Raw genomic sequence first — 26730 nt, forward strand, 5'->3', positions numbered from 1 at the left:
ATGGCATCCACCGTCATCGAACAGGTCGACACCTCGGACGAGGTCGCGGAGACCCCCGAAGACACCGGGATCCAGTCGTTCCTGGTCACCTTCAACATCCGCCGCTTCGACCCCGAGGTCGACGACGAGCCGCGTTGGGTCGATTACGACGTGGAGCTCTACTCCACCGACCGCGTGCTCGACGCGCTGCACAAGATCAAGTGGGAGGTCGACGGCTCGCTGTCGTTCCGCCGCTCCTGCGCGCACGGCATCTGCGGGTCCGATGCCATGCGCATCAACGGCCGCAACCGCCTCGCCTGCAAGACGCTGATCAAGGATCTCGACATCTCGCAGCCGATCTACGTCGAGGCCATCAAGGGTCTGCCCCTCGAGAAGGACCTCATCGTCGACATGGAGCCGTTCTTCGCCTCCTACCGCGAGGTTCAGCCCTTCCTCATCTCGAACTCGAAGCCCGAGGCCGGCAAGGAGCGCGTGCAGTCGATCGTCGACCGCGAGGTGTTCGACGACACCACCAAGTGCATCCTGTGCGCCGCGTGCACCTCGTCGTGCCCCGTGTTCTGGACCGACGGTCAGTACTTCGGCCCCGCCGCGATCGTCAACGCGCACCGTTTCATCTTCGACTCGCGCGACGACGCGGGCGATGTGCGCCTCGACATCCTCAACGACAAAGAGGGCGTGTGGCGCTGCCGCACCACCTTCAACTGCACCGAGGCGTGCCCCCGCGGCATCGAGGTCACCAAGGCCATCGCCGAGGTCAAGCAGGCCGTCCTCCGCGGCGGTCGCTGACCCTCAGCCTCTCGAACGGCGGGTGCGCCCGATCCCTGAGCTCGTCTCATGGGGTCGGCGCCCCGCCGTTCGGCGTTTCCGCCCACGTTGCGCGCGCAAGTCGCCGAGATCCCGTCGCTTCGGGCATGGCCGAGGCGACATTCTCCGGCGACCCACGCGCGGGTAGAAAGGGGCCGGATGCCGTGGCTCCACGGAACGGCCGGGGCCGCGGCATCCATTCATTAGGCTTTTCCGGTGACCGATCACCGCCACGACCCGCGGCCGCTGCCCGCGGTGCGCGACGACGACACCTCGCTACGGGAACGTCTCGAGGCGGCGCAGACGGCCGTGCGCGAGCGGTTGGACGAACCCATCGCGCGTGCCGCGAAGATCGCGGAGTGGTTCCCGATCCGCGTCTGGCGGCACTTTCTACGCCACAACGGCTTCCTGCTCGCCGCCGGCATGAGCTACCAGGCGCTCTTCGCCGTGTTCTCGGCGCTGTACCTCGCGTTCGCCGGGGTCGGGATCTGGCTGGGCGGAAGCAAGACGGCGATCGACGGGCTCATCCACATCGTCAACAGCTACATCCCCGGGATCATCAGCGAGAACGGGCTGGTCAAACGCGAGCAAGTCGAAGCCGTCGCCCAGGAGAGCGGTCGACTGCTCACCATCACGGGCATCGTGGCCGTCGTCGTGGTCGTGTGGACGGCGATCGGCTTCGTCACCTTCACCCGCCGCGCCGTGCGCGACACGTTCGGACTGCCCTTCGACCTGCGCAACTACGTGCTTCTGAAAGCCCGCGACCTGGTCGCGTCGATCCTCTTCGGCATCGCCCTGCTCGTGGGCGCACTGCTCGGCTCGATCACCACCGGCGCCGTCGATCTCGTGTTCGGGCTGATCGGGTGGGATCGAGAGACCCTCGGCTGGTCGATCGGCGCACGGATCGTGTCGCTCGTCGTGGCCTTCGGCGTGAACACCGTCGCGCTCGCGTCGCTCTTCCGGTTCCTCACCGGCACGACCCTCACCTGGCGCCGCGCCTGGCCGGGGGCGCTCGTGGGGGCGACCGGGATGGTGGTGCTGCAGGTCGCCGCGGGCTTCCTCTTCGTCTACACACCCTCGAACCCGCTGCTGGCCACCTTCACCGTGCTGATCGGATTCCTGCTGTGGTTCCGCTTCATCGGCATCGTGATCCTCGTCTCGGCCGCCTGGATCGCCGTCGCCGCGGGAGACCGCGACGTGCCGCTCCGTTCTCCCGAGGACCGACTCGCGATGGAACAGGCCGCCCTCGTCATCGCCGCCCAGGTGGGGGTGCGTGAGGCGCAGAAGGAACTCGCTCTCTCGCACTGGCCGTGGCGGTGGCGGGCCCAGCGCAGGCTGAACGCGGCGGAGAAGCAGCTGGCACAGGCTCGGGCCGACGTCCCGGCACCGCGTCGGGTGTCCCTCATTCCGGACTAATCCGGCGGCAGGCGCCGTTGGTGGACGCGCTGTCTCGGCTGGCCGCCTGTCGATGGTCTCTCTCGGCGGGTGCTCCCTCGGTAGGCCCTCCCCCACCGGCCCTCTCTCGGTGGCGTTCGCTCTGCAGGCCCCTCTCGGCGGGCCCGATGTCGGAGGTCGTCGATAGGCTCGTCGGGTGGCTCGTTCCGTGCGTATCGTCTCCGTCAACGTCAATGGCATCCGTGCCGCCGTCCGCAAGGGCATGGTCGAGTGGCTCGACGCCTCGGGCGCCGACATCGTCACTCTGCAAGAGGTGCGGGCCACCGCCGACCAGCTCGCCGAGGCCCTCCCCGGGTGGGAGATCGTCAACGACGAAGCCCTCGCGAAGGGGCGGGCGGGAGTCGCCATCATCAGCCGTCTGCCCGGCGTCGAGACGCGCACGCACCTCGGCCCCGAGCCGCTCGACGCGTCGGGCCGCTGGATCGAGACCGACTTCGACATCGATGGCGAGACCATCACCATCGTCAGCGCCTACGTGCACAGCGGCGAGGTCGACACCCCCAAGCAAGACGCGAAGTGGCTCTTCCTCGACGCGATGGAGCGTCGCCTCGCCGAGCTGAAGACCGAGCGCAAGCTGGCCCTCGTGACAGGCGACCTCAACGTGGGTCACCGCGAGCTCGACATCAAGAACTGGCGCGGCAACCGCAAGAACGCCGGGTTCCTCCCGCGCGAGCGTGCGTACTTCGACCGCTTCTTCGGCCCCGCGGGCGAGCAGGTCGAGGGCGTCGACGGCTCCACCGGCACGGGCCTCGGCTGGATCGACGTCGGCCGCCGCGCCATGGGCGAGGTCGACGGTCCGTACACGTTCTGGTCGATGCGCGGAAAGGCGTACGACACCGACAGCGGCTGGCGAATCGACTACCACGTCGCCACGCCCGCCCTGGCCGAGCGCGTCACCTCGTACCGCGTCGATCGCGCCCCCTCGTACGACACCCGGTGGAGCGACCACTCCCCCGTCATCGTGGACTACACGCTCGGGCGCTGACGCCGAGGGCTTCCCCGGGGACGCGGGGCGCCCGCGGCCCGGGGCGCGGGGGTGTCCGGCCCGGGGCGTCGGGGGGTCCGGCCCGGGGCGCGTCAGGCCCGGGACACCGGCATCCGGGTCGTCCTGCGCCGAGGGCGGTGTCCCAGATCGCCTGGCGGGCCGGGTGTCGGCATCCGGGAAACCGCTTCGACGGCAGGAACGTCCCGCGCACGCCGCCTAGGATCGTACGGTGACCACCGAGCGCCTCTACTCCGGAATGCAGCCCTCCGCCGACAGCCTTCAGATCGGCAACTACATCGGGGCTCTCCTGCAGTGGCGCGACCTCCAGGACCAGTACGACGCCTTCTTCTCGGTCGTCGACCTGCACGCCCTGACGCAGCCCGGCGACCCCGCCGAGCGCCGCGAGAAGACCCGCCGCACCGCCGCCCAGTACATCGCCGCCGGCATCGAGCCCTCGCGCTCGACGCTGTACGTGCAGTCGCACGTGCCCGCGCACGCCGAGCTGCAGTGGGTGCTGTCGACCCTCACGGGCTTCGGCGAGGCCGGGCGCATGACGCAGTTCAAGGACAAGTCGGCCCGCTACGGGACGGACGCCACCAACGTCGGACTCTTCACCTACCCGGTGCTGATGGCCGCCGACATCCTGCTGTATCAGACCGACGTCGTGCCCGTCGGCGACGACCAGAAGCAGCACATCGAGCTCACCCGCGACCTCGCCGAGCGCTTCAACCAGCGCTTCGGCGAGACCTTCACGGTTCCCAAGCCCGTGATCCAGCGCGAGACCGCCCGCATCTACGACCTGCAGAACCCCACGGCCAAGATGTCGAAGTCGGCCGAGTCCGACGCGGGCGTCCTGTGGTTGCTCGACGACCCCAAGGTCAGCGCGAAGAAGATCATGCGCGCCATGACCGACTCCGAGGGGTCAGTGCGCTTCGACCGCGAGACCAAGCCCGGCGTCTCGAACCTGCTGGTCATCTACTCGGCCCTCACCGGCCGCGAGATCACCTCGATCGAAGACGAGTACGCCGGTCTCGGCTACGGCGACTTTAAGAAGGGCCTCGCCGAGGTCGTCGTGAACGAGTTCGAGCCGGTGCGCGCGCGGGCGATGGAACTGCTCGACGACCCCGCCGAGCTCGACCGCGCGCTGGCCGTGAACGCCGGCAAGGCGGCATCCGTCGCCGAGAAGACCCTCACCGACGTCTACGACCGCATCGGTCTGCTCCGCCGCGGCTGATCCTGCGTCTGTCCGACGCCCGCACGACTCTCCGAGTCGTGCGGGCGTTGCCGTTTCGGGGGGGGGCTCGACGCGCGCGGCACAACTCCTGCAGATCCCGCCTCATCCACACCCTTCGCCCGCTTGAAGCCACGATGTGCAGGAGTTGTGCGCGCGACAACGGGCTCCCCGGATCACCGCCGATGACGGGACGCGAGGCCCGCGATCGCCGCCCGCACCATGTCCGGTTGGTACAGGATCTCCTCCGCGAGGAGGCGGAGAGTCGCGTAGCCTGCCGCGGCAGCGGCTCGATCGCGCCGGCGGTCCTCACGCTGGGCGTCCCAAGAGGAGTGGTGGGCCTTGCTGTCGCATTCGATGATGAGCCACCTCTCCACGACGAAGTCGACGCGACCGACGAGGGGAATTCGGACCTGGGTCTCCCACCTCAGGCCAAGGCTGCGGAGCATGAGCCGCACGATCGTTTCAGGCCCGGATTCTGCTGTGGGGTCGACGAGCCGCTGGAGCGATCGGAATCTGCGCGGCAGCCGACTGAAGACATCCGCCACCTCGCGCTCCCCGATCAGACCGGAGCTCCACGCGCTGTCCAGCGAAGCCACAAGGCTCCGCGGCGGCTGACACTGGGCGGACTGTACGAGTGCCTCTGGGAGCGGCGCATGTACCTCTCGCGGTGCCGCGGAGCTCGATCGCCAATGCGCGCGGAGGTCCGGGCCCCGGTGTGGCAGACGACTGGCCTCCCGATCGAATTGCACGTGCAGCCGCTGAGCGTCGTGGGCGAAAACGCCTCGCTCTCGGAGGAGGGAGAGGCAGTCGAGACGACCTCCGTGCTCCACCGCGCGCAGCACGTCTCGTGAACACTCGGCCGGCAGGTAGGCGTCGCGACGCGGACGAAGAAGCCGACCGTCGTCGATCGCGCGGGCGATCTCGGCACGGGTCAGGCCTCTGGCACGGAGGTCGCGATAGGAGGCGGAGACGAGGGACATGCGTCCGAGAATTCCGTCTCGCGACGGGCCGGAACGGCCCAGGCAGACATCTGGGGATAAGTCGTACGGAGCGCGCGACACAACTCCTGCAGATCCGGTCCCCGCAGAAGCGGTATGGCCCTCAGCGGCCGATCTGCAGGAGCTATGCCATGAACACCCCCCGGTAGCGTGGCCGGATGGAACCGGAGATCCTGCGCACCGCACGCCTCGAGCTTTCGGCGCCGCGCGTGAACGACGTCGAGGCGATCCACGCGGAATGCCAGGATGCCGCGATCCAGAGGTTCACGACGGTGCCTGCGCCGTACCTCCCTGAGGACGCGGAGACGTTCGTCGAGTTGACGCGCGGGTGGTGGGCCGAGGGGTCGGAGGCGACCTGGGCGATCCGCCTTGAGGGGCGACTCGTCGGCATGGTGGGCCTGGCGAAGCTGCCCTCGGGCGGTCCCGAGATCGGCTACTGGGTGTCGCCGAGCGTGCGTGGGCGGGGGCTGGCGACCGAGGCCGCGCGCGCGGTCGTCGACTGGGGCTTCGCGCTCGAGCGTCCGGCGATAGAGCGCATCGAGTGGCGCGCGGTCGTCGGCAATGCCGGCTCGGCACGTGTCGCGCGGGCGCTGGGATTCCGCTACGAGGGGCTTCTGCGGCACGCGCACGTGAACTCCCTCGGTCGTTCCGACCTCTGGGTCGGAGGGCTGCTGCGCGACGACGACCGCGCGCCCCAGCCCTGGCGGGTGCTCGAACCCTGACGCAAGGCCCCGTGCCGATGTCGGAGGTCGGTGGCACGATGGGCGCATGCCGGAGATGCCAGAGGTCGAGGGGCTCGTCGAATACCTGCGCGGGCGGGTGCCGGGGCTGCGCGTCGACAAGGCCACCGTGTCGGCGATCAACGCGCTCAAGACGTACGACCCGCCGTTGACGGCCCTCGTCGGCGCGCGCATCACGGGCGTCGATCGCCACGGCAAGTTCGTCGACGTGGCGTCCGACGCCGGCATCCATCTCGTGTTCCATCTCGCCAAGGCGGGGTGGCTGCGCTGGTACGACGCCCTGCCCACGACGATCATCAAGCCGGGCAAGACGCCGATCGCGCTGCGCGTGGGCTTCGACGACGGCTCGGGTTTCGACCTCACCGAGGCTGGCACGAAGAAGTCGCTCGCCGTGTACGCCGTGCGCTCCCCCGCCGAGGTGCCGGGCATCGCGCGGCTGGGTCCCGATCCGCTGAGCGAGGGCTTCGACCGGGCGACGTTCGGCTCGCTGCTCGAGGGCCGTCGCACGCAGATCAAGGGCGTGCTGCGCGATCAGTCGATCGTCGCGGGGGTCGGCAACGCCTATTCCGACGAGATCCTGCACGCGGCCAAGATGTCGCCGTACGCCCTGGCCGCGAACCTGTCGGAGGCCGAGGTCGACCATCTCTACAGCGCGATGACGACGACGCTGGCCGAGGCGATCGACGCGGCACGAGGTAAGCCCCCGGCCGAGTTGAAGGACGCCAAGCGTCGCGGCATGCGCGTGCACGGACGCCGCGGCGAGGCGTGCCCGGTGTGCGGCGACGAGGTGCGCAGCGTGTTCTTCGCCGACAACTCCCTCGAGTACTGCCCCACCTGCCAGACCGGCGGCAAGCTGCTCGCCGACCGTCGACTGTCGCGACTGCTCAAGTGACCGCATCGCGAGACGCGGGGTGCGAGACGCAGCGCAGCGGGGGCCGGAGAGAACTACCACGAAACGTCGCCGTATGACCGGGAATGAAACCGCGAGAGGCACGTTGAGTAGGATCAGAAGTGCAAAAACGTGCTCCGGGGTCGGTGAGAATCCGAACCGGCGGTGACAGTCCGCGAACCCCTCCGCTCAGGCGGTGGGGCCGATCCGGTGGAATTCCGGGACCGACGGTGATGCGAGGGTGAGCCCTCGCTAGTCCGGATAGGAGGCAGCACGGACGGCGCGACGCGCCTTCCCGCTGGCCCTGCCCCGACTCCGCGGGAAGGACAAGGAAATGGCATCCGCCGTCGAGATCGACGCCATGCGGCGAGCTCTGCAGCTCGCCCGGCGCGGCCCGCGCGGGCTCAACCCCCAGGTGGGCGCCGTGATCCTGTCGCCTGCGGGTGAGGTTCTCGCCGAGGGATTCCATCGCGGCGCCGGCACCGCCCACGCCGAGGTCGACGCGCTGTCGAAGCTCTCCCCCGGTGCCGCACAAGGCGCCACCGCCGTGGTCACCCTCGAGCCGTGCAATCACACCGGTCGCACCGGCCCGTGCGCTGTCGCGCTCATCGAGGCGGGCATCGCGCGCGTTGTCTACGCGCTCGACGACCCCACCGACGCGGCGGCCGGCGGAGCCGACCGCCTGCGCGCAGCCGGGGTCGACGTCGAGGCGGGACCCGAGGCGGATGCCGCCAAGGCGCTCGTCGCCGACTGGACGCACCTGCAACGCAGCGGCCGCCCGCACGTCACCGTGAAGTGGGCGCAGAGCCTCGACGGTCGCGCCGCGGCCGATGACGGCACGAGCCAGTGGATCACCGGACCCGACGCCCGCCGCGACGTGCACGCGCGCCGCGCGCAGGCGGACGCGATCGTCGCCGGCACCGGCACGGTGCGCTCCGACGATCCGGCGCTGACCGCGCGAGCGGATGACGGGACCCTGCTCGAGGACCAGCCGATGCCGGTCATCATCGGCGAGAGCGAAACGGCTCCGGATGCCGCGGTGCGCCGCCACCCGCGCGACCCCCTGTTCTGCTCGACGCGCGACCTGCGCGCGGTGCTCGCCGATCTCGCCGAGCAGGGCGTGCAGCGCGTGTTCGTCGAGGGCGGGCCGACCCTCGCGAGCGCCTTCGTGCGCGAAGGCCTCGCCGACGAGTTGCTCGTCTACGTCGCCCCCGTGCTGCTGGGTGGTTCGCGTCTCGCACTCGGAGACGTCGGCGTGCCGAGCATCGACGCCGCGAAACGCCTGGCGGTGGCATCCGTCACCTCCCTCGGCGACGACCTGCTGATCGTCGCCCGCCCAGCCGAGACCGCACCCGGAAGCACCGAGACTGTGCCCGCGACCGCGGGCGAGAACGAAGGAGACGCCTGATGTTCACCGGAATCGTCGAAGAGATCGGGGCCGTCACGGCCGTCGAGCCCTCGGGCGACGGCGTGCGCCTGACGCTGCGCGCCCCCCTGTCGGTGTCGGACGCCGGCCACGGCGACTCGATCTCGGTGAGCGGTGTGTGCCTCACCGTCGTCGATCAGGGCGACGACTGGTTCACCGCCGACGTGATGAAGCAGACCCTCGACATGTCGACGCTCGCCGACGTCGCCCCGGGCCGCGCGGTCAACCTCGAGCGCGCGACCGCCGCGCACGGGCGCCTGGGCGGGCACATCGTGCAGGGCCACATCGACGGCACCGGTGTCGTGCGCGAGGTGCGGCCCGGAGCGCAGTGGAGCGTCGTGCGCGTCGGCATCCCGGCCCCCCTCGCCCCGCTGGTGGTCGACAAGGGATCGATCGCGATCGACGGCGTCTCGCTCACCGTGAGCGCCGTGAGCGAAGCCACCGAGCCCGAGCCGTGGCTCGAGGTCTCGCTGATCCCCGAAACCCTCGAGGCCACGACACTCGGCCGCGCCGAAGCCGGCACGCCCGTGAACCTCGAAACCGACATCCTGGCCCGTCATGTCCAGCGCATGCTCGCCTTCCGCACGACAGAGAATCCCGCGGCGACCGCCGCACAGACCGAGAGGGGCTCCCGATGAGCCTGTCCACCATCCCCGAGGCCCTGGAAGCCCTGCGTCAGGGGCGGCCGATCCTGGTCGCCGACGACGAGAACCGCGAGAACGAGGGCGACGTCATCATCTCGGCGCAGCTCGCAACCCCCGAGTGGCTCGCCTGGACCGTCCGCTGGTCCAGTGGTTACGTCTGCGCCCCCATGCCCGCCGAGTGGGCCGACCGTCTCGACCTGCCGCCCATGGTCGAGGTCAACCAGGACGCCCGCGGCACCGCGTACACGGTCAGCGTCGACGCGGCATCCGGAGTCACCACCGGGATCAGCGCCGCCGACCGCGCGCGCACCCTCAACGTGCTGTCCGACCCCGCGTCGGTTCCGACCAGCCTCATCCGTCCCGGACACGTGCTGCCGCTGCGCGCCGTCGATGGCGGCGTGCGCGAGCGCGCGGGCCACACCGAGGCCGCGGTCGACCTGATGCGCCTCGCGGGTCTCGAGCCGGTCGGTGCGATCGCCGAGGTCGTCGCCGAGGACGGCAGCATGATGCGCCTGCCCGGACTCTTCGAGCTCGGCGAGCGTGACGGCATCCCGGTCATCACGATCGAACAGCTCATCGGTCACCTCAACGAGACCGACCCGCTGCCCGCCACCGCGCCCGCCCGCCGCCGCGTGAGCCTGCGCGCCGAGTCGAACGTCCCCACCTCGCACGGCACCTTCCGCTTCCTCGCCTATAAGGACCGCATCACCGGCACCGACCACCTGGCGGTGGTCTCGGGCGACCTCACCGAGACGGCGCCCCTCGTGCGCGTGCACTCGGAGTGCCTGACGGGCGAGGCGTTCGGTTCGCTGAAGTGCGAGTGCGGACCGCAGCTCGAGGCGGCACTCGACACGATCGATCGCGACGGCGGCATCGTCATCTACATGCGTGGTCACGAGGGCCGCGGCATCGGCCTCATCAACAAGCTGCGCGCCTACAACCTGCAGGAGCGCGGCATGGACACCGTCGACGCCAACCTCGCCCTCGGCCTGCCCGCCGACGCGCGCGATTACGCCGCCGCCGCCGGCATCCTGACCGACCTCGGCGTCGAGAAGGTGCGGCTGCTGACGAACAACACCGACAAGGTCGCGCAGCTGCGCGGCTTCGGTCTCGACGTCGTCGAGCAGGTCCCCCTGCTCGTGGGCGTCGGCCCCAACAACCACCAGTACCTCGAGACGAAGCGCGACCGGATGGGTCACATCATCGCCGAGGACGACCTGCGCGATGCCCTCGCGCACATGAAGGAAGAGAGCGCCTGATGGCCGGCAGTGGAGCACCCGAGACCGGCGGCGTCGACGCGTCGGGCCTGAACGTCGTCGTGGTCGCGGGAACGTGGCACGAGGTCATCACGAACGGTCTGATCGCGGGCGCGAAGCGCGTGCTCGACGCGACCGGTGCGACCTACCGCGTCGTGCGCGTGCCCGGCTCGTTCGAGCTCCCCGTCGCCGCCAGCGCGGCATTCGAGGGCGGAGCGGATGCCGTGGTGGCCCTGGGCGTGATCATCCGGGGCGGCACGCCGCACTTCGAGTTCGTCTCGTCGGCGGCCACCGACGGTCTGACCCGCGTGGCCCTCGACGCCGGCAAGCCGGTCGGGTTCGGCGTGCTGACGCTGGACGACGAGCAGCAGGGCCTCGACCGTGCGGGGCTCGAAGGCTCCAAGGAGGACAAGGGCGAAGAGGCCGCGGATGCCGCGATCCGCACCGCCCTCGTTCTGCGGGAGCTGCGCGGCTGACGCGTCGTTCCTGACGGGCCCGGTGACCTCTGCGGTCGCCGGGCCCGTTCTTGTCCGAGGGTGCGGGTGGCTGAGCCCGTCGACGCCACCGAGGTCCGCGCGTCGGGGCGCGCCCTTCGACAGCCTCAGGGCCGCTCGCGGGTCCGGGGCCGTGCGCGCGGGCCAGGAAGCGCGCGCGGTGAGGCCCCCCTTCCTGGCGGGTGACGCACCGCGTCCCTACCCTGTCGGGTATGGAGATCCTGCGCAGCGTCGTCGTCCTCGTCCACCTCGTCGGCTTCGCCATCCTCTTCGGCGCGTGGGTCGTCGAGGCGGTCAGCCGCCGGGCGCGCGTCACCTCGTTGATGAACTACGCCCTCGTCATCTCCCTGGTCACGGGCCTGGCGCTCTCGGCGCCGTGGGGCCTCGATCACGAGCTCAACTACGCCAAGATCGGCATCAAGCTCGTTGTCCTGCTCGTCATCGGCGCACTGCTGGGCATCGGTTCGGCCCGACAGAAGCGCAACGGGTCGCTGTCGCCGGCGATCTTCTGGCCGATCGGCATCCTGGCTTTGCTCAACGCCGGTCTCGCGGTGATCTGGCACTGACGACGCCGCTCGTCGGCATCTACTCAGCAGGCGCATAGACTGGAGGGTCTAACGCCCCCCACTCGGAGACGTTTCCGGTGCTCCCTCGCGCACCCGCTCACACACACCCCCGTGATCGCGGCGCGCCACCGCTGCGCCCCACCCCGGACGCGATTGATCGACCTTCTCGTCAGGCAGTCATGACCACCTCCTCCCCCTCCACCCGATCCGCTGCGGCCCCCGCGAACCCCCGTTCGCGCGTCATCACCGCGAGCCTGATCGGCACCACGATCGAGTTCTACGACTTCTACGCGTACGCCACGGCTGCGGTCCTCGTCTTCCCGATCCTGTTCTTCCCGACCGGCAACGAGACCACCTCGCTGCTGCTGTCGTTCAGCGTCTTCGGCGCCGCCATGATCGCGCGCCCGCTGGGCGCCATCGTCTTCGGCCACTTCGGCGACCGCTTCGGCCGCAAGGCCACCCTCGTGGCATCCCTTCTCACCATGGGTGTGGCGACCTTCCTCATCGGCTGCCTGCCCACCTTCAACGAGATCGGTGTGTGGGCCGCGGTTTTGCTGCTGGTCATGCGTCTCGCGCAGGGCTTCGCACTGGGCGGCGAGTGGTCGGGCGCGGCGCTCGTCGCCACCGAGAACGCCCCGAAGGGCAAGCGCGCCCTGTTCGGCACCTTCCCGCAGCTGGGTGCCCCCATCGGCTTCATCATCGCCAACGGCGTCTTCCTGTTCATCAACTTCGCCCTCCCCCACCCCGACGGCACCGCGCAGCGCTCGGCGGAGTTCCTCGCGTGGGGCTGGCGCGTGCCGTTCCTGTTCTCGGCGGTGATGGTGATCGTCGGACTCTGGGTGCGCCTGCGACTGGTCGAGAGCGAATCGTTCGCGAAGGCCGAGAAGACCGGCGCCATCAAGAAGTTCCCGCTCGGCGAGGCCGTGCGTCGCAACTGGAAGCAGCTCATCCTCGGCACGTTCATCATGCTGGCGACGTACGTGCTCTTCTACCTCATGACGAGCTTCACGCTCTCGTACGGCATCAAGCCCACCCTCGAGGGGGCTCAGGCCGCAGCAGAGAAGGCGGGGACGGCGTTCAACGCGGCCGAGTTCGTGCCGGGCCTGGGCTACGGCTACACCGACTTCGTGATCATGCAGATCATCGGCGTGGTGTTCTTCGGCATCTTCACGATGCTGTCGGGCCCGATCGCCGACCGGATCGGCCGTAAGCGCCTGCTCATCGGCGTCACGGCCGCGATCATCGTGTTCGGTCTGACGTTCTCGTTCTTCCTGGTGCCGCACGCCGACCCGGCGTTCACGCGCATCCTGGTGCAGTCGTTCCTCATCCTCGGCTTCATGCTCATGGGCGCGACCTTCGGGCCGATGGGCGCGGTGCTGCCGGAGCTCTTCCCGACCAACGTGCGCTACACGGGGTCGGCGATCTCGTACAACGTGTCGTCGATCCTCGGCGCGGCCCTCGCCCCGATCGTCGCTGTCGCGCTGTGGGCGGCCGGTGGCGGCAACCCGTGGCTCGTGGGCGTGTACCTCTCGGCGATGGGTGTGCTGACCCTCGTCGCACTCGTGCTCTCGCCCGAGACGAAGGACGTCGACTACGACGACAACCTCGCCGCGGGAGCGACCGCGCCGTAACGGGTTCGTTCTCGACACCGGATGCCACGGGGCCCAGGCCTCGTGGCATCCGTCGTTCGTGCCGCGGGCGATCGGGCGGGCGGGCCGGACTCCGGAAGACCGGAGCGTTCGAGGCGTCGAAGCCCCGGATCGACAGGCGTGCAGCCGTTTTCGCGGGAGTTTCGCACGCCATCGAGGGGACCGACCGGCGGTGTCGGTGGGGCGGGGTACGGTCGAAGCACCCCATTCCTTTCCCGAGGTGAGCATGTCGTTTCCCGCTCCCGCGCGTAGTCGGCGCGGCCGCCGCGCGCCCGAAGGCCCGCGCGCGTCGTTCCGTCAGCTGGTCCCCTTCCTGCTCGAGCACAAGAGGACGCTCGTCGTCGTCGCCGTGCTCAGCGTGCTCGGCGCCGCCGCCACGCTCGCGCAGCCGCTGCTCGTCGGCGAGGTCATCTCGCGCGTGCAGAGCAGCGTCCCCCTCGGCGCCCTGGTGTGGCTGCTGGTGGCTTTCGTCGTGCTGTCGTCGGTCATCTCGGGCTTCCAGCACTACCTGCTGCAGCGCACCGGCACCGCCGTGGTCTTCTCGAGCCGGCGGCGACTCATCTCGCGCATCCTGCGCCTGCCGATCAGCGAGTTCGACGCGCGTCGCACGGGCGACCTCGTCTCGCGCGTGGGAACCGATACGACCCTGCTGTACGCGGTGCTCACCCAGGGCTTCGCGGATGCCGTGGGCAACGCCCTCATCCTCGTCGGCGCGGTCATCGCGATGGCTGTCATCGATCCGCTGCTGCTCGGGCTCATCATCGTGGTCGTCGGCGCCTCGCTCGCGGTGGTCGTGCTGCTGAGCACGCGGATCCGCGCGGCATCCGCCGACCAGCAGACCAAGGTCGGCGAGCTGTCATCAGGCGTCGAACGCGCGGTCGGCTCCATCCGCACGATCCGCGCGTCGGGCGCGACCGAGCGCGAGATCGCAGCGGTGACCGAGAACGCCACGGCCGCGTACGCCGCGGGCGTGCGCATCGCGCGGGTGTCGGCGCTGATCGTGCCGATCGCCTTCGTCGCCCTGCAGGTGTCGCTGCTCGTCGTTCTCGGCGTCGGCGGCTACCGCGTGGCATCCGGCGCCATCGACGTCGCCGCGCTCGTCACGTTCGTGATCTTCCTCTTCCTGCTCGTGCAGCCCCTGGCCTCGGCGATCGGCGCGATCACCTCGGTCAACCAGGCGCTGGGCGCGCTGGGGCGCATTCAAGAGGTGCTCGACCTTCCCCTTGAAGACGACGCCGACCGGCCGTCGTCGCCTGCGGCGGTTCCGGATGCCGCGGCCCTCGCGTTCCGCGACGTGCACTTCCGCTACCCCGACGACGTCGTGAAGGCGCGCGAGGCCGCCGCCGCGGAAGCCCGGTCGGTGCTCGAGCAGGCGCACCTCGAGCGGGCGGCCGACGAGACCGCCGCCGATGTCGACGACGACCGCGACGTGCTGCGCGGGGTGTCGTTCGAGGTGCCGCGCGGATCGCGCGTCGCACTCGTCGGCCCCTCGGGCGCGGGCAAGAGCACGATCCTCGCCCTCATCGAGCGCTTCTACGATCCGACGGAGGGGGCGATCCTCGTCGACGGCGTCGACGCCCGCGACCTCTCCCGCGACGACCTGCGCGCGCGCTTCGGCTACGTCGAGCAGGACGCGCCGACCTTGGCCGGCACGATCGCCGACAACCTGCGACTCGCCTCGCCCGCGGCATCCGACGCCGACTGCGAGCGGGTGCTGCGCGCGGTCAACCTCGCCGACGTGCTCGAGCGCAGTCCGCTCGGCGTCGACGCTCCCGTCGGCGAAGACGGCGTCATGCTCTCGGGCGGAGAACGCCAGCGTCTCGCGATCGCCCGCGCGCTGCTGGCCGCTCCCCCGGTGCTGTTGCTCGACGAATCGACCTCGTCGCTTGACGGCGTCAACGAGCAGCGCATGCGCGAGGCGATCGACGCCGTCGCCACCGACCGCACCCTGCTCGTCATCGCGCACCGCCTGTCGACGGTCGTCGACAGCGACCTCATCGTGGTGCTCGACAAGGGCCGGGTCGTGGGTCGGGGCACGCACAGCGAGCTCGTGGCATCCACCCCGCTCTATCGCGACCTCGCGAAGCACCAGCTGCTGGTCTGAGCCGCTGCCGGGCGCGAGCGAGGAGCGAATCGATATACGCACGACGCCCCTCCCGCGCGCCAAGAACGGGAGGGGCGTCGATTCGATGGCTCGCCCTGTCCGCACGAAACGGCGCGGAGGGCGAGCCGGTCTCAGGAGCGCTGCAGGCGGTAGCGCAGCGCGGCGAGCTCGGCGCGCAGGGCGGCCGGCAGGTGCGAACCGAAGGTGTCGTAGAACTCCTCGGTCAGGTCGGCCTCGGCGAGCCACGACGCGCGATCGATCGAGAACAACTCCTCGAGGTCGGCGGCGGGCAGGTCGAGACCCGACAGCTCGAGGTCTTCGACCTTGGGCAGGCGGCCGATCGGGCTGTCCACGGCATCCACCTGTCCGTCGACGCGGCGGATGATCCAGTCGATCACGCGGGCGTTGTCACCGAAGCCGGGCCAGAGGAACCGGCCGTCGTCACCCTTGCGGAACCAGTTGACCTGGAAGATGCGCGGAGCGCGGTCGAAGCGGAGCTTCTGGCCGACCTTCAGCCAGTGGCCGAAGTAGTCGCCCATGTTGTACCCGCAGAAGGGCAGCATCGCGAAGGGGTCGCGGCGCAGCTCTCCGACGGTGCCCTCCTGGGCGGCGGTCTTCTCGCTCGAGACGGTCGAGCCGATGAAGACGCCGTGCGACCAGTCGGTCGCCTCGACGACCAGCGGCACGTTGGTGGCGCGACGACCGCCGAACAGGATGACGTCGAGGGGGACGCCCTCGGGGGCCTCCCAGTCCTCGGCGATCTGCGGGCACTGGGCGGCACCGACGGTGAAGCGCGAGTTGGGGTGCGCGGCGGGGCGGCCCGACGCGGGCGTCCAGGCGTTGCCCTCCCAGTCGATGAGGTGCGGGGGCGCCTCGTCGGTCAGCCCCTCCCACCACACGTCGCCGTCGGGGCGGAGCGCGACGTTGGTGAAGATCGTGTTGCCCCAGAGCGTCTCGATCGCGGTGACGTTCGTCGACTCGCCGGTGCCGGGTGCGACGCCGAAGAAGCCGGCTTCGGGGTTGATGGCCCACAGGCGTCCGTCTTCACCCGGGCGGATCCACGTGATGTCGTCGCCGAGCGTCTCGACGCGCCAGCCGGGGATCGTCGGGCGGAGCATCGCGAGGTTCGTCTTGCCGCAGGCCGAGGGGAACGCGGCGGCGACGTGGTACGCCTTGCCCTTCGGGTCGATGACGCGGATGAGCAGCATGTGCTCGGCGAGCCAGCCCTCGTCACGGCCGATGACCGAGGCGATGCGCAGGGCGAAGCACTTCTTCGCGAGGATCGCGTTGCCGCCGTAGCCCGAGCCGAACGACCAGACCTCGAGGGTGTCGGGGAAGTGGACGATGTACTTCTCGTCGTTGCAGGGCCACGCGACATCCTGCTCGCCCGGGGCGAGGGGCGCACCGACCGAGTGGACCGTCTTGACCCACGGCGCACCGCCTGCGATCTGCTGCGTGACCGAGGTGCCCACGCGGGTCATCACGCCGATGGATGCCACGGCGTAGGCGCTGTCGGTGATCTGCACGCCGATGTGGCTCAGGGGCCCGCCGACCGCGCCCATCGAGAACGGCACGACGTACATGGTGCGACCGCGCATCGAGCCCTCGAAGACGCCGTTCAGCGTCTCGCGGATCTCGGCGGGGGCGATCCAGTTGTTCGTGGGACCGGCGTCTTCTTCGCGGTTCGAGGCGATGTACGTGCGCGACTCGAGGCGCGCGACGTCGCCGGGGTGCGAGCGGGCGAGGTACGAACCGGGACGCCACTCGGGGTTGAGCTTGATGAGCTTGCCCTCGTCGACCATCTCGCGCAGCAGGGCGTCGTTCTCGGCGGCCGAGCCGTCGACCCAGTGGATGCGGTCGGGCTGGGTGAGGGCGGCGACCTGGTCGACCCACGCGGTGAGGGCGGCGAGGCCGGGACCTTCGACGGCGGGGCGTTCCCCGTGGCCGGCGCGAGCCACGCGGCCCGCACGGGTGACGGCCGCGGCGGTGCGCGGGGTGGAGTTGAAGATGTCGGCGAGTGCCATGTCGTTCTCCTCGGTTGAGAGCGAAATCGGTGGTCTTCCTCCATGGTGGGCGCGCGAGCGACTTCTTTCCGATAAATTTGCCCGTAAGAATCAACGATCTTTCGATATGGTCAAGGAATGGCATCGTCGTTCGAACTCACGACCCTGGGGCACCGCATCCGGCACCACCGACTCGCGCGCGGCTACACCCTCGACGAGCTCGGTGCGATGGTCGGCGTCGCCGGCAGCCAGCTGAGCCTCATCGAAAACGGCAAACGCGAACCGAAGCTCTCCCTCCTGCAGGAGATCGCGCGGGCCACCGAGACCGAGGTCACCGAGCTCCTCTCACGGGAGCCCCCGAACCGCCGGGCGGCCCTCGAGATCGAGCTCGAGCGGGCCCAGACCAGTCCGTTCTTCCGGCAGCTCGGCATCCCTCCCGTCAAAGTGACCAAGGGAACGAGCGACGACACGATCGAGGCCGTGCTGGGACTGCACCGCGAACTGCAACGGCGCGAGCGCGAGACGATCGCGAGCCCTGAAGAAGCCCGCCGCGCCAACACGGAGCTGCGCCTGCGCATGCGGGAGATGTCGAACCACCTGCCCGAGATCGAACGTCTCGCCGAGAAACAGCTCAAGGCCGCGGGGCACTCGACCGGCGCCCTCACCCACCGCACGGTGAGCATCATGGCGGAACAGCTGGGCTTCGAACTCATCTACGTCAGCGACCTGCCGCACTCGGCGCGCTCGGTCACCGATCTCGAGAACGGGCGCATCTACCTGCCCCCCGCGTCGATCCCGGGCGGCCACGGCCTGCGGTCGATGGCTCTGCAAGCGATGGCGCACCGTCTGCTCGGACACCGCCCGCCCACCGACTACGCCGACTTCCTGCAGCAGCGCCTCGAGATCAACTACTACGCCGCCTGCTGCCTCATGCCCGAGACGAGCTCGGTCGCCTTCCTCACACAGGCGAAGAAGGACCGCAACCTCGCCGTCGAGGACTTCCGCGACGCGTTCGGGGTGACCCACGAAGCAGCCGCCATGCGCATGACGAACCTGATGACCGTGCACCTCGGCATCCGCCTACACTTCATGCGCGTCGACGGCGACGGTGCGATCTCGCGCGTCTACGAGAACGACGACCTCCCCCTGCCCACCGACGTCACCGGCTCGGTGGAAGGGCAGATCGTGTGCAAGAAGTTCTCGGCGCGGTCCGCCTTCGACGAGCACAACCGCACCACCGAGCACTACCAGTACACCGACACTCCCGCCGGAACCTACTGGTGCTCGAGCCAGACGGGAACGACCTCGAACGGCGACTTCTCGATCACCGTGGGCGTGCCGTTCGACGACGCCCGGTGGTTCCGCGGACGCGAGACCACGAAGCGGGGCGTCTCGCACTGCCCCGACGAGTCGTGCTGCCGCCGCCCCGACACCGAAGCCGCGGAGCGCTGGTCGGGCAAGGCCTGGCCGAGCGCCCGCGTGCACCAGTACATGTTCTCGCCGCTCCCCCGCGGCATGTTCCCCGGCGTCGACGACGCGGAGGTCTTCGCGTTCCTCGACCGGCACGCGGACGGCTGACGCCGGCGGAGGCGGCACAACTCCTGCAGGATCCGCCGGATCGCAGCCGAGAGAGGCGCGAACGGAAGGCATTGCAGGAGTTGTGCACGGGTGACCGCCGAGACGCCTGGATGCCGGCGCCCCGGCGAACCCGAACAACGCGGCGAACCCGCAGCACACCTCCTGCAGGGCTGACGGGGTAGAGCCGAACTGGGGCCGAACCGACGGATGTGCAGGAGTTGTGCACGGGCGACTGCGCGGATGCCACGACCCCGGGGCCCTCGCGGGGCGCCGGGGTCGTGGCATCCGGTGTCTGGTCCTGCCCGATCAGGCGTAAGGGTTGGCCGTCAGCGTGTACTTGGTCTGCAGGTACTCGTGGATGCCCTCGTCGCCGCCCTCGCGGCCGAGGCCCGACTGCTTCCACCCGCCGAAGGGGGCCGCGGCGTTCGAAACGACGCCGACGTTGAGGCCCATCATTCCGGTCTCGAGCTTGTCGATCATGCGCTGACCGCGCGCGAGCGACTCGGTGAAGACGTACGAGACGAGGCCGTACTCGGTGTCGTTGGCGAGGCGCACGGCGTCGTCCTCGTCGTCGAAGGGGATGATCGCGAGAACGGGTCCGAAGATCTCCTCGCGGAGGATGTCGCTGCCCGGCTGCACGTCGGCCACGACAGTGGGCTCGAAGAACGTTCCGGGACCCTCGACGGGCGAGCCACCGGTGGTGACGGTGGCGCCGCGTTCGACGGCATCCCCCACCAGGGTCTTCGCCTTGTCGACCGCGCGGTCGTCGATGAGGGGTCCGATCTGCACGCCCTCCTCGGTGCCGCGACCGATCTTCATGCCCTGCACGCGCTCGGTGACGCGGCGGGTGAACTCCTCGACGACGCTGCGCTGCACGATGAATCGGTTGGCGGCGGTGCAGGCCTGGCCGATGTTGCGGAACTTCGCGAGCATCGCCCCCTCGACCGCCTTGTCGAGGTCGGCGTCGTCGAACACGACGAACGGCGCGTTGCCGCCGAGCTCCATCGAGGTGCGCAGCACGCCGGGCGCGGCCTGCTGCAGCAGCTTCACGCCGACCGGGGTCGAGCCCGTGAACGAGAGCTTGCGCAGACGCGGGTCGGAGATGATGCGCTCCGAGACCGGGCCGGTGTTGGTGGTGGTCACGACGTTGACGACGCCGGCGGGGAGCCCTGCGTCCTGCAGGATCTGCGCGAAGAACAGCGTCGTGAGCGGCGTCAGGGTCGCGGGCTTGATGACGACCGTGCAGCCGGCGGCGAGCGCGGGCGCGATCTTGCGCGTCGCCATCGCGAGGGGGAAGTTCCACGGGGTGATGAGGTAGCACGGGCCCACGGGGTGCTGCGAGACGATCATGCGACCGGTGCCCTCGGGGTTGGCGCCGTAGCGCCCCTGGGTGTGCGCGGTGACCTCGCTGAACCAGCGCAGGAACTCCCCGCCGTAGCCGACCTCTCCGCGAGCCTCGGCGAGGGGCTTGCCCATCTCGAGGGTCATCAGCAGAGCGATGTCCTCCTTGCGCTCCTGCAGCAGGTCGAACGCGCGGCGGAGGATCTCGGCGCGCTCGCGCGAGGGGGTCGCGGCCCACGACGGGAAGGCGTCGGCCGCGGCATCCATCGCCGCGATGCCGTCGTCGACGGTCGCGTCGGCGATCTGGTGGATGACCTCACCGGTGGAGGGGTCGTTGACGGCGACGGTCGCGCCGCCCGTGGCGGGGCGCCACTCCCCGTTGATCAGCAGGCCGGTGGGTACGGATGCCAGCAGCTCGCTCTCGCGCGAATCGGTCATGAATCCTCCTGGATCGATGCGGGGGTGTCCCGCCCATTCTCGTCAGCACACGGGGGTGCGCCGATATACGTGGCGTACAAAGGGGGTGGCGTGCTCGCCGCCGTGGCCACCCCTCCCCGGCGCACGTCGCCGCCCCGTCAGCGCGCGGCCGCCTCCGCCGGCTGCGCGATCACCCCGGCGAAGAAGCGCTCCAGGCCGGCCGGATCGGTCAGCGGCAGGACGTGGGCGACGTACTGATCGGGGCGCACGACCACGACGGCTCCCTCGGCGGCGATCTCGCGCTCGGCGAAGATGTCGGCGCTCGTCCAGGCCGAGGGCGCGGCGGCGAAGACCTTTTCCCCGTCGGTCAGGCCGAGCGGACCCGAGCGCGGGCGGAACAGCTCCGGCACGTCGACCACGTCTTCCCAACGACCCGGGTACACCGCCTTCACGTCGAACACCGCGTCGAGGTCGGCACCCTCGGGGGTGAAGCGCTCGACGATCTCGCGCGCCGCCGCCGCCCATTCGCGTAGCGCCGAGCCCTCGGCATCCGCGAAGGCGTACACGCGCCAGCGCCCGTCGGCCGTGGCGTGGTGACCGAGGTGCACGGGGTTGCCGTCGCACACCCGCACGACCTCGACGCTCTTGAAGCGCTTGCCGACGGGGAATCCGGATGCCAACTCCTGAGCGGGCGCGTCGGCGGTGATCGCTGAGGGGCCGTAGTGCGTCATGAAGCCCGAGGGGAACTCGGCCGTGGCCAGGTAGTAGGTCGACAGCTCCGCGGGGTCGGTGATCTCGCCGGGCTTGCGCGCCATGAGCGACGACCACTCGCGGTCGAAATCGATGAGCTGCTGGGCGACGGGGCGGCGCTCGTCGTCGTAGGTGCGCAGGAGGTCGGCGGAGGCCAGGCCGGTGAGCACGTGTCCGAGCTTCCAGCCGAGGTTGAAGCCGTCCTGCATCGACACGTTCATACCCTGCCCGGCCTTGGCGCTGTGGGTGTGGCAGGCGTCGCCGGTGAGGAAGACGCGCGGGCTGTCGAGGTCGTCGACGAACTGGTCGGTCACCCGGTGGCCCACCTCGTACACGCTGTGCCAGGCGACCTGCTTCACGTCGATCGAATACGGGTGCAGGATCTCGTTCGCCCGGCGGATCACCTCGTCGATCGGGGTCTGCCGCACGCGGTGGTCGTCGTCGGCCGCGACCTCGCCGAGGTCGATGTACATGCGGCTGAGGTAGCCGCCCTCGCGCGGGATGTGCAGGATGTTGCCCGCCGCGGCGTTGATCGCGCACTTGATGCGCCAGTCGGGGAAGTCGGTCTCGACGAGCACGTCCATCACGCCCCACGCGTGCCGGGCCGCAGCGCCGACGTGGGTGCGGCCGATCGCCTGGCGCACGCCGCTGCGGGCACCGTCGCATCCAGCGACGTACTTCGCGTGGATCGTGCGCTCCCCTTCGTCCGTGCGTACGCGCACCTCAACGGGGTACTCCCCCTCACCGACCTCGAGGCCGAGGAACTCCACGCCGTAGTCGGGGCGGATGCGCGCGGGGCCGTCGGCCGCGGCCTCGGCGAAGTAGTCGAGCACGCGCGCCTGGTTCACGATGAGGTGCGGGAACTCGCTGATCTTGAAGCCGTAGTCCTCGGTGCGGGTCGTGCGCACGATCTTGGCGGGATCCTCGGGGTCGGGCGCCCAGAAATTCATCCAGCCGATGTTGTACGCCTCGGCGGTGATGCGGTCGGCGAAGCCGAACGCCTGGAACGTCTCGACGCTGCGGGGCTGGATGCCGTCGGCCTGACCCAGCGGCAGACGCCCCTCGCGCTTCTCGATGAGGCGCGTGGTGAGCTGGGGGAATTGCGACATCTGCGCGGCCAGCAGCATGCCGGCGGGTCCGGAGCCCACGATCAGCACGTCGACCTCGTCGGGCAGGCGCTCGGGCCGGTCGAGGCCGGTGCCCGCGGCGTTCTGCACGCGCGGATCGCCCGAGACGTAGCCGTGGTGGTGGAACTGCATCGTTTCTCCTGACGTCGATGTCGAGGTTGCCCCGCGAGACGGTGTGTTCTATATTCGAACTCAGCGTTCCGCTATCGAACGAGAGGTTAGCCGAGCCATGACGCCGCGGCAAGACTCCTCCCCCGCCTCGCAGACGCTGAGTCGCGGCATCCGCCTCCTCGAAACTCTCGCCGACGCCCGCACTCCGCTCACGATCGACGAGCTCGCGGGGCGCGTCGACCTGCACCGCTCCGTGGCCTACCGACTGCTGCGCACGCTCGAAGACCACGGCCTCGTCACCCGCGACGCCGCGGGAGCGGTGCGCCTCGGCACGGGCCTCGCCGCGCTCGCCGCCGGCGTGGCCGCCGACCTGCAGGCCGAGGCCCTCCCCGAGCTCACCGCAGCCGCGAACGATCTGGGCATGACGTGCTTCCTCGTCGTGCTCGACCACGACGAATGCGTCACCCTCGCGAGCGTCGAACCCCGGCACACGGTGACCGCGGTGGCGCAGCGGCCCGGGTCGCGGCATCCGGTCACCCGAGGCGCTCCCGGTCGGGCGATCCTCGCGCAGCTCCCGCCGCGTCGGTGGCCCGACGACGTCGACGCGCGGTTGGCGTCGGAGGTGGCGGATGCCGCGGAGCGCGGCTGGGCGCGTAGTCACGACGAGGTGATCCCGACGCTCCGCGCGGTGGCGGTCCCCCTGCAGGTGCAGGGCCGCGAGCCCGCGGCGGTCGCCGCCGTGCACGTGTCGACCGATCTCGACGACGCCGCGATCGCGGTGCGGCTCGAGGCGGCGGCATCCGCGATCCGGGCGGCGCTGTAGGGCGGCCGCGCGATCGTATATGATCGCTCCCGTCAGGCGCACGAGGTCGTGCGTCGCTGCTCGAAAAAGGGGCACGTAGCGCGAGACCCGCGCGAGACACATACGGCTCATTCCCGTTCCTGTTTCGCGAAAGGTTTCCGCATGCCCATCGTCTCCGCGCACGTCGCCCACACCCTCGGCCGTCACCTCGACCACGTGTTCGGCGTGATGGGCAACGGCAACGCGTACTTCCTCGACGCCCTGCACCGGCACACCGACGCCGTCTTCACCGCGATGCGGCACGAGGCCGGCGGAGTCGTCGCCGCCGATGCGCACTATCGCGCGTCGGGCCGCATCGCCGCCGCCACAGCCACCTACGGCGCCGGTTTCACCAACACGCTCACCGCCCTCGCCGAGTCGGCGCAGGCGCGCATCCCCCTGCTGCTCGTGGTCGGCGACGAGCCCACCTCGGGCCCGCGCCCGTGGGGCGTCGACCAGGTCGCGCTCGCCTCGGCCGTGGGCGTGCGCACCTATACCGTCGGCGATCGCGATGCCTCGGCCACCGTGCTCATCGCGCTCGAGCACGCGCTGACGTATCGCGTGCCCGCGGTGCTGGCGATCCCCTACGACGTGGTCACCCGCGAGGCCGGAGAGCTGACGGATGCCGGGACCGTGACGATCCCCGCTCCCCTGGCCCCGCAGGGCCCCTCGGCGAGTGCCGCGCTCGACCGCATCGCCGATGCCCTCGCCGGAGCCGAGCGGCCGTTCCTGCTCGCCGGCCGCGGAGCCTGGCTCGCCGACGCCGGCCCCGCGCTCGGGCGCCTGGCCGAGACGACCGGCGCGATCACGGCATCCACCGCCCTCGGTCGCGGGATCTTCCCCGACACCGCCCACGACCTCGGCGTCACGGGTGGCTTCGGCGCCGCAGGGGCGATGGAGCTCGTGCGCGAGGCCGACGTCGCCGTCGTCTTCGGCGCAGGGCTCAACCAGTTCACGATGCGCTTCGGCGAGCTCTTCGCCCCGGGCACGCAGGTGTTCCAGGTCGATGTCGCGTCCACGGCGACCCACGCCCAGGTGGGTGGGTTCGTGCGGGCGGATGCCGCGGTGGCGGCCGACGAGATCGCGAACCGCCTGCGCTCTCGCGGGGCGGTCTCGTCGGGCTGGCGCGACCGCGTCGACGTCGCCCCTCTTCGCGAGCAGGAGGCCGGCGAGGGACTCGCTCCGGATGGCCGTCTCGACCCCCGCTCCGCCGCCGCACGGATCGGCGAGCTGCTGCCCGAGGACCGGGTCGTGGTATCGGACGGCGGGCACTTCCTCGGCTGGTCGAACATGTACTGGCCCGTCGCCTCGCCCGACCGCGTGATGATGGTCGGCACGGCCTACCAGTCGATCGGGCTCGGCTTCCCCTCGGTCGCCGGAGCCATCGCCGCCCGCCCCGATGCCACCGTGGTGCTCACCACCGGCGACGGCGGCGGACTCATGGCGATCGCCGACCTCGAGAGCGCCGTGCGCACGGCCGGCGGTCACGGTATCGCGGTGGTGTGGAACGACGCCGCCTACGGCGCCGAGATCAACCTGTACGGCCTGAAGGGACTCGCCCGCGAGCCGATGCTCATCCCCGAGGTCGACTTCGCCGCCGTCGCCCGCGGCTTCGGCGCCGAGGGCGTGGTCGTGCGCGAGGTCGCCGACCTCGAGGCACTGCCCGAATGGACCCGCCGCGACCCCGCCGAGAGGCCCTTCCTGCTGCTCGACCTGCGCATCAGCGGCACCGTGATCGCGCCCTACCAGCGCGAGATCATCAAGGTGAACTCGTGAGCGAGCCCGCGGCGAGGGCGGGCGCGGTACGGGACGCGGTGTCATGCGCAGAAGCTGACGCGACAGAGGCCATCGCGGGCGCTGCGCCGGCAGACACCCTCGCCGAGCTCCGCTCCGCGCTCGGCGACCGCCTCCTCGACGATCCCGCGAGCCTCGCCGCCTACGCCGTCGACAGCTCGCGCGCGCAGCCCGAAGGCCTGCCGATCGCCCTGGTGCGGGCGACCTCGACCGACGACGTGTCGACGGCCCTCGCGTGGGCGCACGCCCGCGGCATCCGGGTCTCCGTCCGCGGAGCGGGAACCGGGCTCTCCGGCGGCGCCGTCGCGTACGCCGGCGGCCTGGTCGTCTCCCTCGAGGCCATGAACCGCATCATCGACATCGACGTCGACAACCGTCTCGCCGACGTCGAGGCGGGGGTGATCACTGCGGATCTCGATGCCGCCGCCCTCGCGCACGGCCTGTTCTTCCCGCCCGACCCGGCGAGCGCGCAGTGGTCGACGATCGGAGGCAACATCGCCACGAACGCCGGGGGCCTGCGCTGCGTCGCCCACGGCGTGACCACCGACGTCGTCGCGGCCCTCGAGATCGTGCTCGCCGACGGCCGCGTGATGCGCACCGGCGCGCGCACACGCAAGAACACCACCGGCTACGACCTCACCAGCCTGTTCACCGGGTCGGAGGGCACGCTCGGCGTGATCACCGCTGCGACCGTGCGCCTCAAGCCCGTGCTGCCCGGGCAGCCCCGCACCTTCCGTGCGAGCTTCGACGACATCGAAGACGCCGGCCGCGCAGTCACCGCGATCGTGGCGGGCCCGGCCGCCCCCGAGGTGCTCGAGCTGATCGATGCGCGCAGCGTCGAGATCATCGAAGCGTTCCACCCGAGCGGCCTCCCCTCGCCCGGCGCGGCCATGCTGGTCGGTCAGACCGTCGGTTTTGCAGCGCTCGACACCGCCGAGGCCATCGCCGCGCTCTGCCGTGAGCACGGCGCCGCGGAGACCGAGATCAGCGACTCCGACAGCCTGCTCGAGGCCCGTCGCCTGGCAAACCCCGCGCTCACCGCGCAGGGCCTGCGGGTGTCGTGCGACGTCGGCGTGCCGGTCGCGCAACTGGCGACGGTGTTCCGCGGCATCGGCGAGCTGGCCGCGCGCCACGGCCGCCGCATCGCCGTGGTCGCGCACGCGGGCGACGGCAACCTGCACCCGACGGTCGAGGCGGGCGAGAGCCCCGAGGAGTACGCCGCGGCCGAGCTCGTGATCGACGACATCACGCGCCTCGCCCTCTCGCTCGGCGGCACCATCTCGGGCGAGCACGGCATCGGGTCGGTCAAGCGCCACGAGCTCCCCTGGCAGCAGGATGCCGTGGCCCTCGACGTGCAGCGCGCGATCAAGGCCGCGCTGGATCCGCATGGCATCCTGACGCCCGACCGCTCGATCTGAGATCCGGCCCGCGCTGACCGGGATGCTGGGCCATCGGCGCGGGTGGTCTCCGTCGCGCACGCGGGACGGAAAGGCGACGCGCGCGACGCTGGGCCCCGGGCACTCG

At 70.6% G+C, this 26730-nt stretch carries 21 protein-coding genes; 17 read left to right on the forward strand and 4 right to left on the reverse strand.

Going from position 1 to position 26730, the window contains the following annotated elements; all coding sequences use genetic code 11:
* The 4 genes from AB6V31_RS11540 to trpS all read left to right on the forward strand — a co-directional run bounded on the left by AB6V31_RS11540 (position 1) and on the right by trpS (position 4478).
* Positions 1–786, forward strand: a complete 786-nt coding sequence (locus AB6V31_RS11540; protein ID WP_144782429.1) for a succinate dehydrogenase iron-sulfur subunit — start codon at positions 1–3, stop codon at positions 784–786.
* A gap of 234 nt (positions 787–1020) precedes the next feature.
* The gene (locus AB6V31_RS11545) at positions 1021–2220 is read left to right on the forward strand and encodes a YihY/virulence factor BrkB family protein (RefSeq protein WP_369365771.1); all 1200 of its coding nucleotides are present in this window, start codon (positions 1021–1023) and stop codon (positions 2218–2220) included.
* Between the two features lie 175 nt (positions 2221–2395).
* Positions 2396–3244: an exodeoxyribonuclease III gene (locus tag AB6V31_RS11550; RefSeq protein WP_369365772.1), complete on the forward strand. Its 849-nt coding sequence runs from the start codon at positions 2396–2398 to the stop codon at positions 3242–3244.
* Positions 3245–3473: 229 nt separating this feature from the next.
* Complete coding sequence (trpS, locus tag AB6V31_RS11555; protein ID WP_369365775.1) at positions 3474–4478, forward strand: tryptophan--tRNA ligase; 1005 nt, start codon at positions 3474–3476, stop codon at positions 4476–4478.
* A gap of 173 nt (positions 4479–4651) precedes the next feature.
* Here the strand turns inward: trpS and AB6V31_RS11560 are convergent, their stop codons facing one another.
* Positions 4652–4924, reverse strand: a complete 273-nt coding sequence (locus tag AB6V31_RS11560) for a DUF559 domain-containing protein (RefSeq protein ID WP_235556944.1) — start codon at positions 4922–4924, stop codon at positions 4652–4654.
* 710 nt (positions 4925–5634) lie between these two features.
* On the opposite strand from AB6V31_RS11560, the gene AB6V31_RS11565 reads away from it, so the two are divergent.
* From AB6V31_RS11565 to AB6V31_RS11605, 9 genes are all read left to right on the forward strand, one after another.
* Complete coding sequence (locus tag AB6V31_RS11565) at positions 5635–6198, forward strand: GNAT family N-acetyltransferase (protein ID WP_369365777.1); 564 nt, start codon at positions 5635–5637, stop codon at positions 6196–6198.
* 46 nt (positions 6199–6244) lie between these two features.
* Complete coding sequence (locus AB6V31_RS11570) at positions 6245–7108, forward strand: Fpg/Nei family DNA glycosylase (protein ID WP_369365779.1); 864 nt, start codon at positions 6245–6247, stop codon at positions 7106–7108.
* A gap of 331 nt (positions 7109–7439) precedes the next feature.
* On the forward strand, positions 7440–8513 hold the full coding sequence (gene ribD / locus AB6V31_RS11575) for a bifunctional diaminohydroxyphosphoribosylaminopyrimidine deaminase/5-amino-6-(5-phosphoribosylamino)uracil reductase RibD (protein WP_369365780.1): 1074 nt from the start codon (positions 7440–7442) through the stop codon (positions 8511–8513).
* Positions 8513–9169, forward strand: a complete 657-nt coding sequence (locus AB6V31_RS11580) for a riboflavin synthase (protein WP_369365781.1) — start codon at positions 8513–8515, stop codon at positions 9167–9169. The genes ribD and AB6V31_RS11580 overlap by 1 nt, the downstream gene beginning before the upstream one ends.
* Positions 9166–10434 carry a bifunctional 3,4-dihydroxy-2-butanone-4-phosphate synthase/GTP cyclohydrolase II gene (locus AB6V31_RS11585; RefSeq protein WP_074694067.1) on the forward strand — a complete coding sequence of 423 codons (1269 nt, stop codon included), beginning with the start codon at positions 9166–9168 and terminating at the stop codon, positions 10432–10434. The genes AB6V31_RS11580 and AB6V31_RS11585 overlap by 4 nt, the downstream gene beginning before the upstream one ends.
* Positions 10434–10907, forward strand: a complete 474-nt coding sequence (gene ribH, locus AB6V31_RS11590) for a 6,7-dimethyl-8-ribityllumazine synthase (protein ID WP_056226723.1) — start codon at positions 10434–10436, stop codon at positions 10905–10907. Before AB6V31_RS11585 ends, ribH begins: the two co-directional genes overlap by 1 nt.
* A gap of 230 nt (positions 10908–11137) precedes the next feature.
* Positions 11138–11491, forward strand: coding sequence for a Fe-S protein (locus tag AB6V31_RS11595; protein ID WP_295844491.1), 354 nt, complete (start codon positions 11138–11140; stop codon positions 11489–11491).
* Positions 11492–11670: 179 nt separating this feature from the next.
* On the forward strand, positions 11671–13122 hold the full coding sequence (locus tag AB6V31_RS11600) for an MFS transporter (RefSeq protein WP_056226719.1): 1452 nt from the start codon (positions 11671–11673) through the stop codon (positions 13120–13122).
* A gap of 244 nt (positions 13123–13366) precedes the next feature.
* Positions 13367–15244 (forward strand): ABC transporter ATP-binding protein, encoded by a 1878-nt coding sequence (locus tag AB6V31_RS11605; RefSeq protein WP_369365784.1) that lies wholly within the window; start codon positions 13367–13369, stop codon positions 15242–15244.
* Positions 15245–15375: 131 nt separating this feature from the next.
* Here AB6V31_RS11605 and AB6V31_RS11610 read toward each other — a convergent pair whose 3' ends face one another.
* Positions 15376–17268, reverse strand: coding sequence for a phosphoenolpyruvate carboxykinase (GTP) (locus AB6V31_RS11610; protein WP_369365786.1), 1893 nt, complete (start codon positions 17266–17268; stop codon positions 15376–15378).
* A 117-nt stretch (positions 17269–17385) separates the two neighbouring features.
* On the opposite strand from AB6V31_RS11610, the gene AB6V31_RS11615 reads away from it, so the two are divergent.
* Positions 17386–18825 carry an XRE family transcriptional regulator gene (locus AB6V31_RS11615; RefSeq protein ID WP_056226709.1) on the forward strand — a complete coding sequence of 480 codons (1440 nt, stop codon included), beginning with the start codon at positions 17386–17388 and terminating at the stop codon, positions 18823–18825.
* A gap of 306 nt (positions 18826–19131) precedes the next feature.
* Here AB6V31_RS11615 and AB6V31_RS11620 read toward each other — a convergent pair whose 3' ends face one another.
* Positions 19132–20604, reverse strand: a complete 1473-nt coding sequence (locus AB6V31_RS11620; RefSeq protein ID WP_369365788.1) for an NAD-dependent succinate-semialdehyde dehydrogenase — start codon at positions 20602–20604, stop codon at positions 19132–19134.
* A gap of 137 nt (positions 20605–20741) precedes the next feature.
* The gene (locus AB6V31_RS11625; RefSeq protein WP_369365790.1) at positions 20742–22592 is read right to left on the reverse strand and encodes an FAD-dependent monooxygenase; all 1851 of its coding nucleotides are present in this window, start codon (positions 22590–22592) and stop codon (positions 20742–20744) included.
* A 97-nt stretch (positions 22593–22689) separates the two neighbouring features.
* Here AB6V31_RS11625 and AB6V31_RS11630 point away from each other — a divergent pair, with 97 nt between their 5' ends.
* The 3 genes from AB6V31_RS11630 (at position 22690) to AB6V31_RS11640 (ending at position 26624) form a co-directional block, all read left to right on the forward strand.
* Positions 22690–23394 carry an IclR family transcriptional regulator gene (locus tag AB6V31_RS11630; protein ID WP_369365792.1) on the forward strand — a complete coding sequence of 235 codons (705 nt, stop codon included), beginning with the start codon at positions 22690–22692 and terminating at the stop codon, positions 23392–23394.
* 141 nt (positions 23395–23535) lie between these two features.
* Positions 23536–25188, forward strand: coding sequence for a thiamine pyrophosphate-binding protein (locus AB6V31_RS11635; RefSeq protein ID WP_369365794.1), 1653 nt, complete (start codon positions 23536–23538; stop codon positions 25186–25188).
* Positions 25185–26624 (forward strand): FAD-binding oxidoreductase, encoded by a 1440-nt coding sequence (locus AB6V31_RS11640; protein WP_369365795.1) that lies wholly within the window; start codon positions 25185–25187, stop codon positions 26622–26624. Before AB6V31_RS11635 ends, AB6V31_RS11640 begins: the two co-directional genes overlap by 4 nt.
* The last annotated feature ends 106 nt before the right edge of the window (positions 26625–26730 follow it).

Origin of the sequence: Microbacterium sp. 16-032 (assembly GCF_041079455.1) — a bacterium.
Taxonomy (GTDB): Bacteria; Actinomycetota; Actinomycetes; order Actinomycetales; family Microbacteriaceae; genus Microbacterium; species Microbacterium testaceum_A.

Excerpts from the sequence above, each read along its gene's own strand:
- AB6V31_RS11540 (WP_144782429.1), top strand. The coding sequence starts at position 1 with ATGGCATCCACCGTCATCGAACAGGTCGACACCTCGGACGAGGTCGCG.
- AB6V31_RS11560 (WP_235556944.1), bottom strand. The coding sequence starts at position 4,924 with ATGCTCCGCAGCCTTGGCCTGAGGTGGGAGACCCAGGTCCGAATTCCC.
- AB6V31_RS11565 (WP_369365777.1), top strand. The coding sequence starts at position 5,635 with ATGGAACCGGAGATCCTGCGCACCGCACGCCTCGAGCTTTCGGCGCCG.
- AB6V31_RS11570 (WP_369365779.1), top strand. The coding sequence starts at position 6,245 with ATGCCGGAGATGCCAGAGGTCGAGGGGCTCGTCGAATACCTGCGCGGG.
- ribD (WP_369365780.1), top strand. The coding sequence starts at position 7,440 with ATGGCATCCGCCGTCGAGATCGACGCCATGCGGCGAGCTCTGCAGCTC.
- AB6V31_RS11580 (WP_369365781.1), top strand. The coding sequence starts at position 8,513 with ATGTTCACCGGAATCGTCGAAGAGATCGGGGCCGTCACGGCCGTCGAG.
- AB6V31_RS11585 (WP_074694067.1), top strand. The coding sequence starts at position 9,166 with ATGAGCCTGTCCACCATCCCCGAGGCCCTGGAAGCCCTGCGTCAGGGG.
- ribH (WP_056226723.1), top strand. The coding sequence starts at position 10,434 with ATGGCCGGCAGTGGAGCACCCGAGACCGGCGGCGTCGACGCGTCGGGC.
- AB6V31_RS11595 (WP_295844491.1), top strand. The coding sequence starts at position 11,138 with ATGGAGATCCTGCGCAGCGTCGTCGTCCTCGTCCACCTCGTCGGCTTC.
- AB6V31_RS11600 (WP_056226719.1), top strand. The coding sequence starts at position 11,671 with ATGACCACCTCCTCCCCCTCCACCCGATCCGCTGCGGCCCCCGCGAAC.
- AB6V31_RS11605 (WP_369365784.1), top strand. The coding sequence starts at position 13,367 with ATGTCGTTTCCCGCTCCCGCGCGTAGTCGGCGCGGCCGCCGCGCGCCC.
- AB6V31_RS11610 (WP_369365786.1), bottom strand. The coding sequence starts at position 17,268 with ATGGCACTCGCCGACATCTTCAACTCCACCCCGCGCACCGCCGCGGCC.
- AB6V31_RS11615 (WP_056226709.1), top strand. The coding sequence starts at position 17,386 with ATGGCATCGTCGTTCGAACTCACGACCCTGGGGCACCGCATCCGGCAC.
- AB6V31_RS11620 (WP_369365788.1), bottom strand. The coding sequence starts at position 20,604 with ATGACCGATTCGCGCGAGAGCGAGCTGCTGGCATCCGTACCCACCGGC.
- AB6V31_RS11625 (WP_369365790.1), bottom strand. The coding sequence starts at position 22,592 with ATGCAGTTCCACCACCACGGCTACGTCTCGGGCGATCCGCGCGTGCAG.
- AB6V31_RS11630 (WP_369365792.1), top strand. The coding sequence starts at position 22,690 with ATGACGCCGCGGCAAGACTCCTCCCCCGCCTCGCAGACGCTGAGTCGC.
- AB6V31_RS11635 (WP_369365794.1), top strand. The coding sequence starts at position 23,536 with ATGCCCATCGTCTCCGCGCACGTCGCCCACACCCTCGGCCGTCACCTC.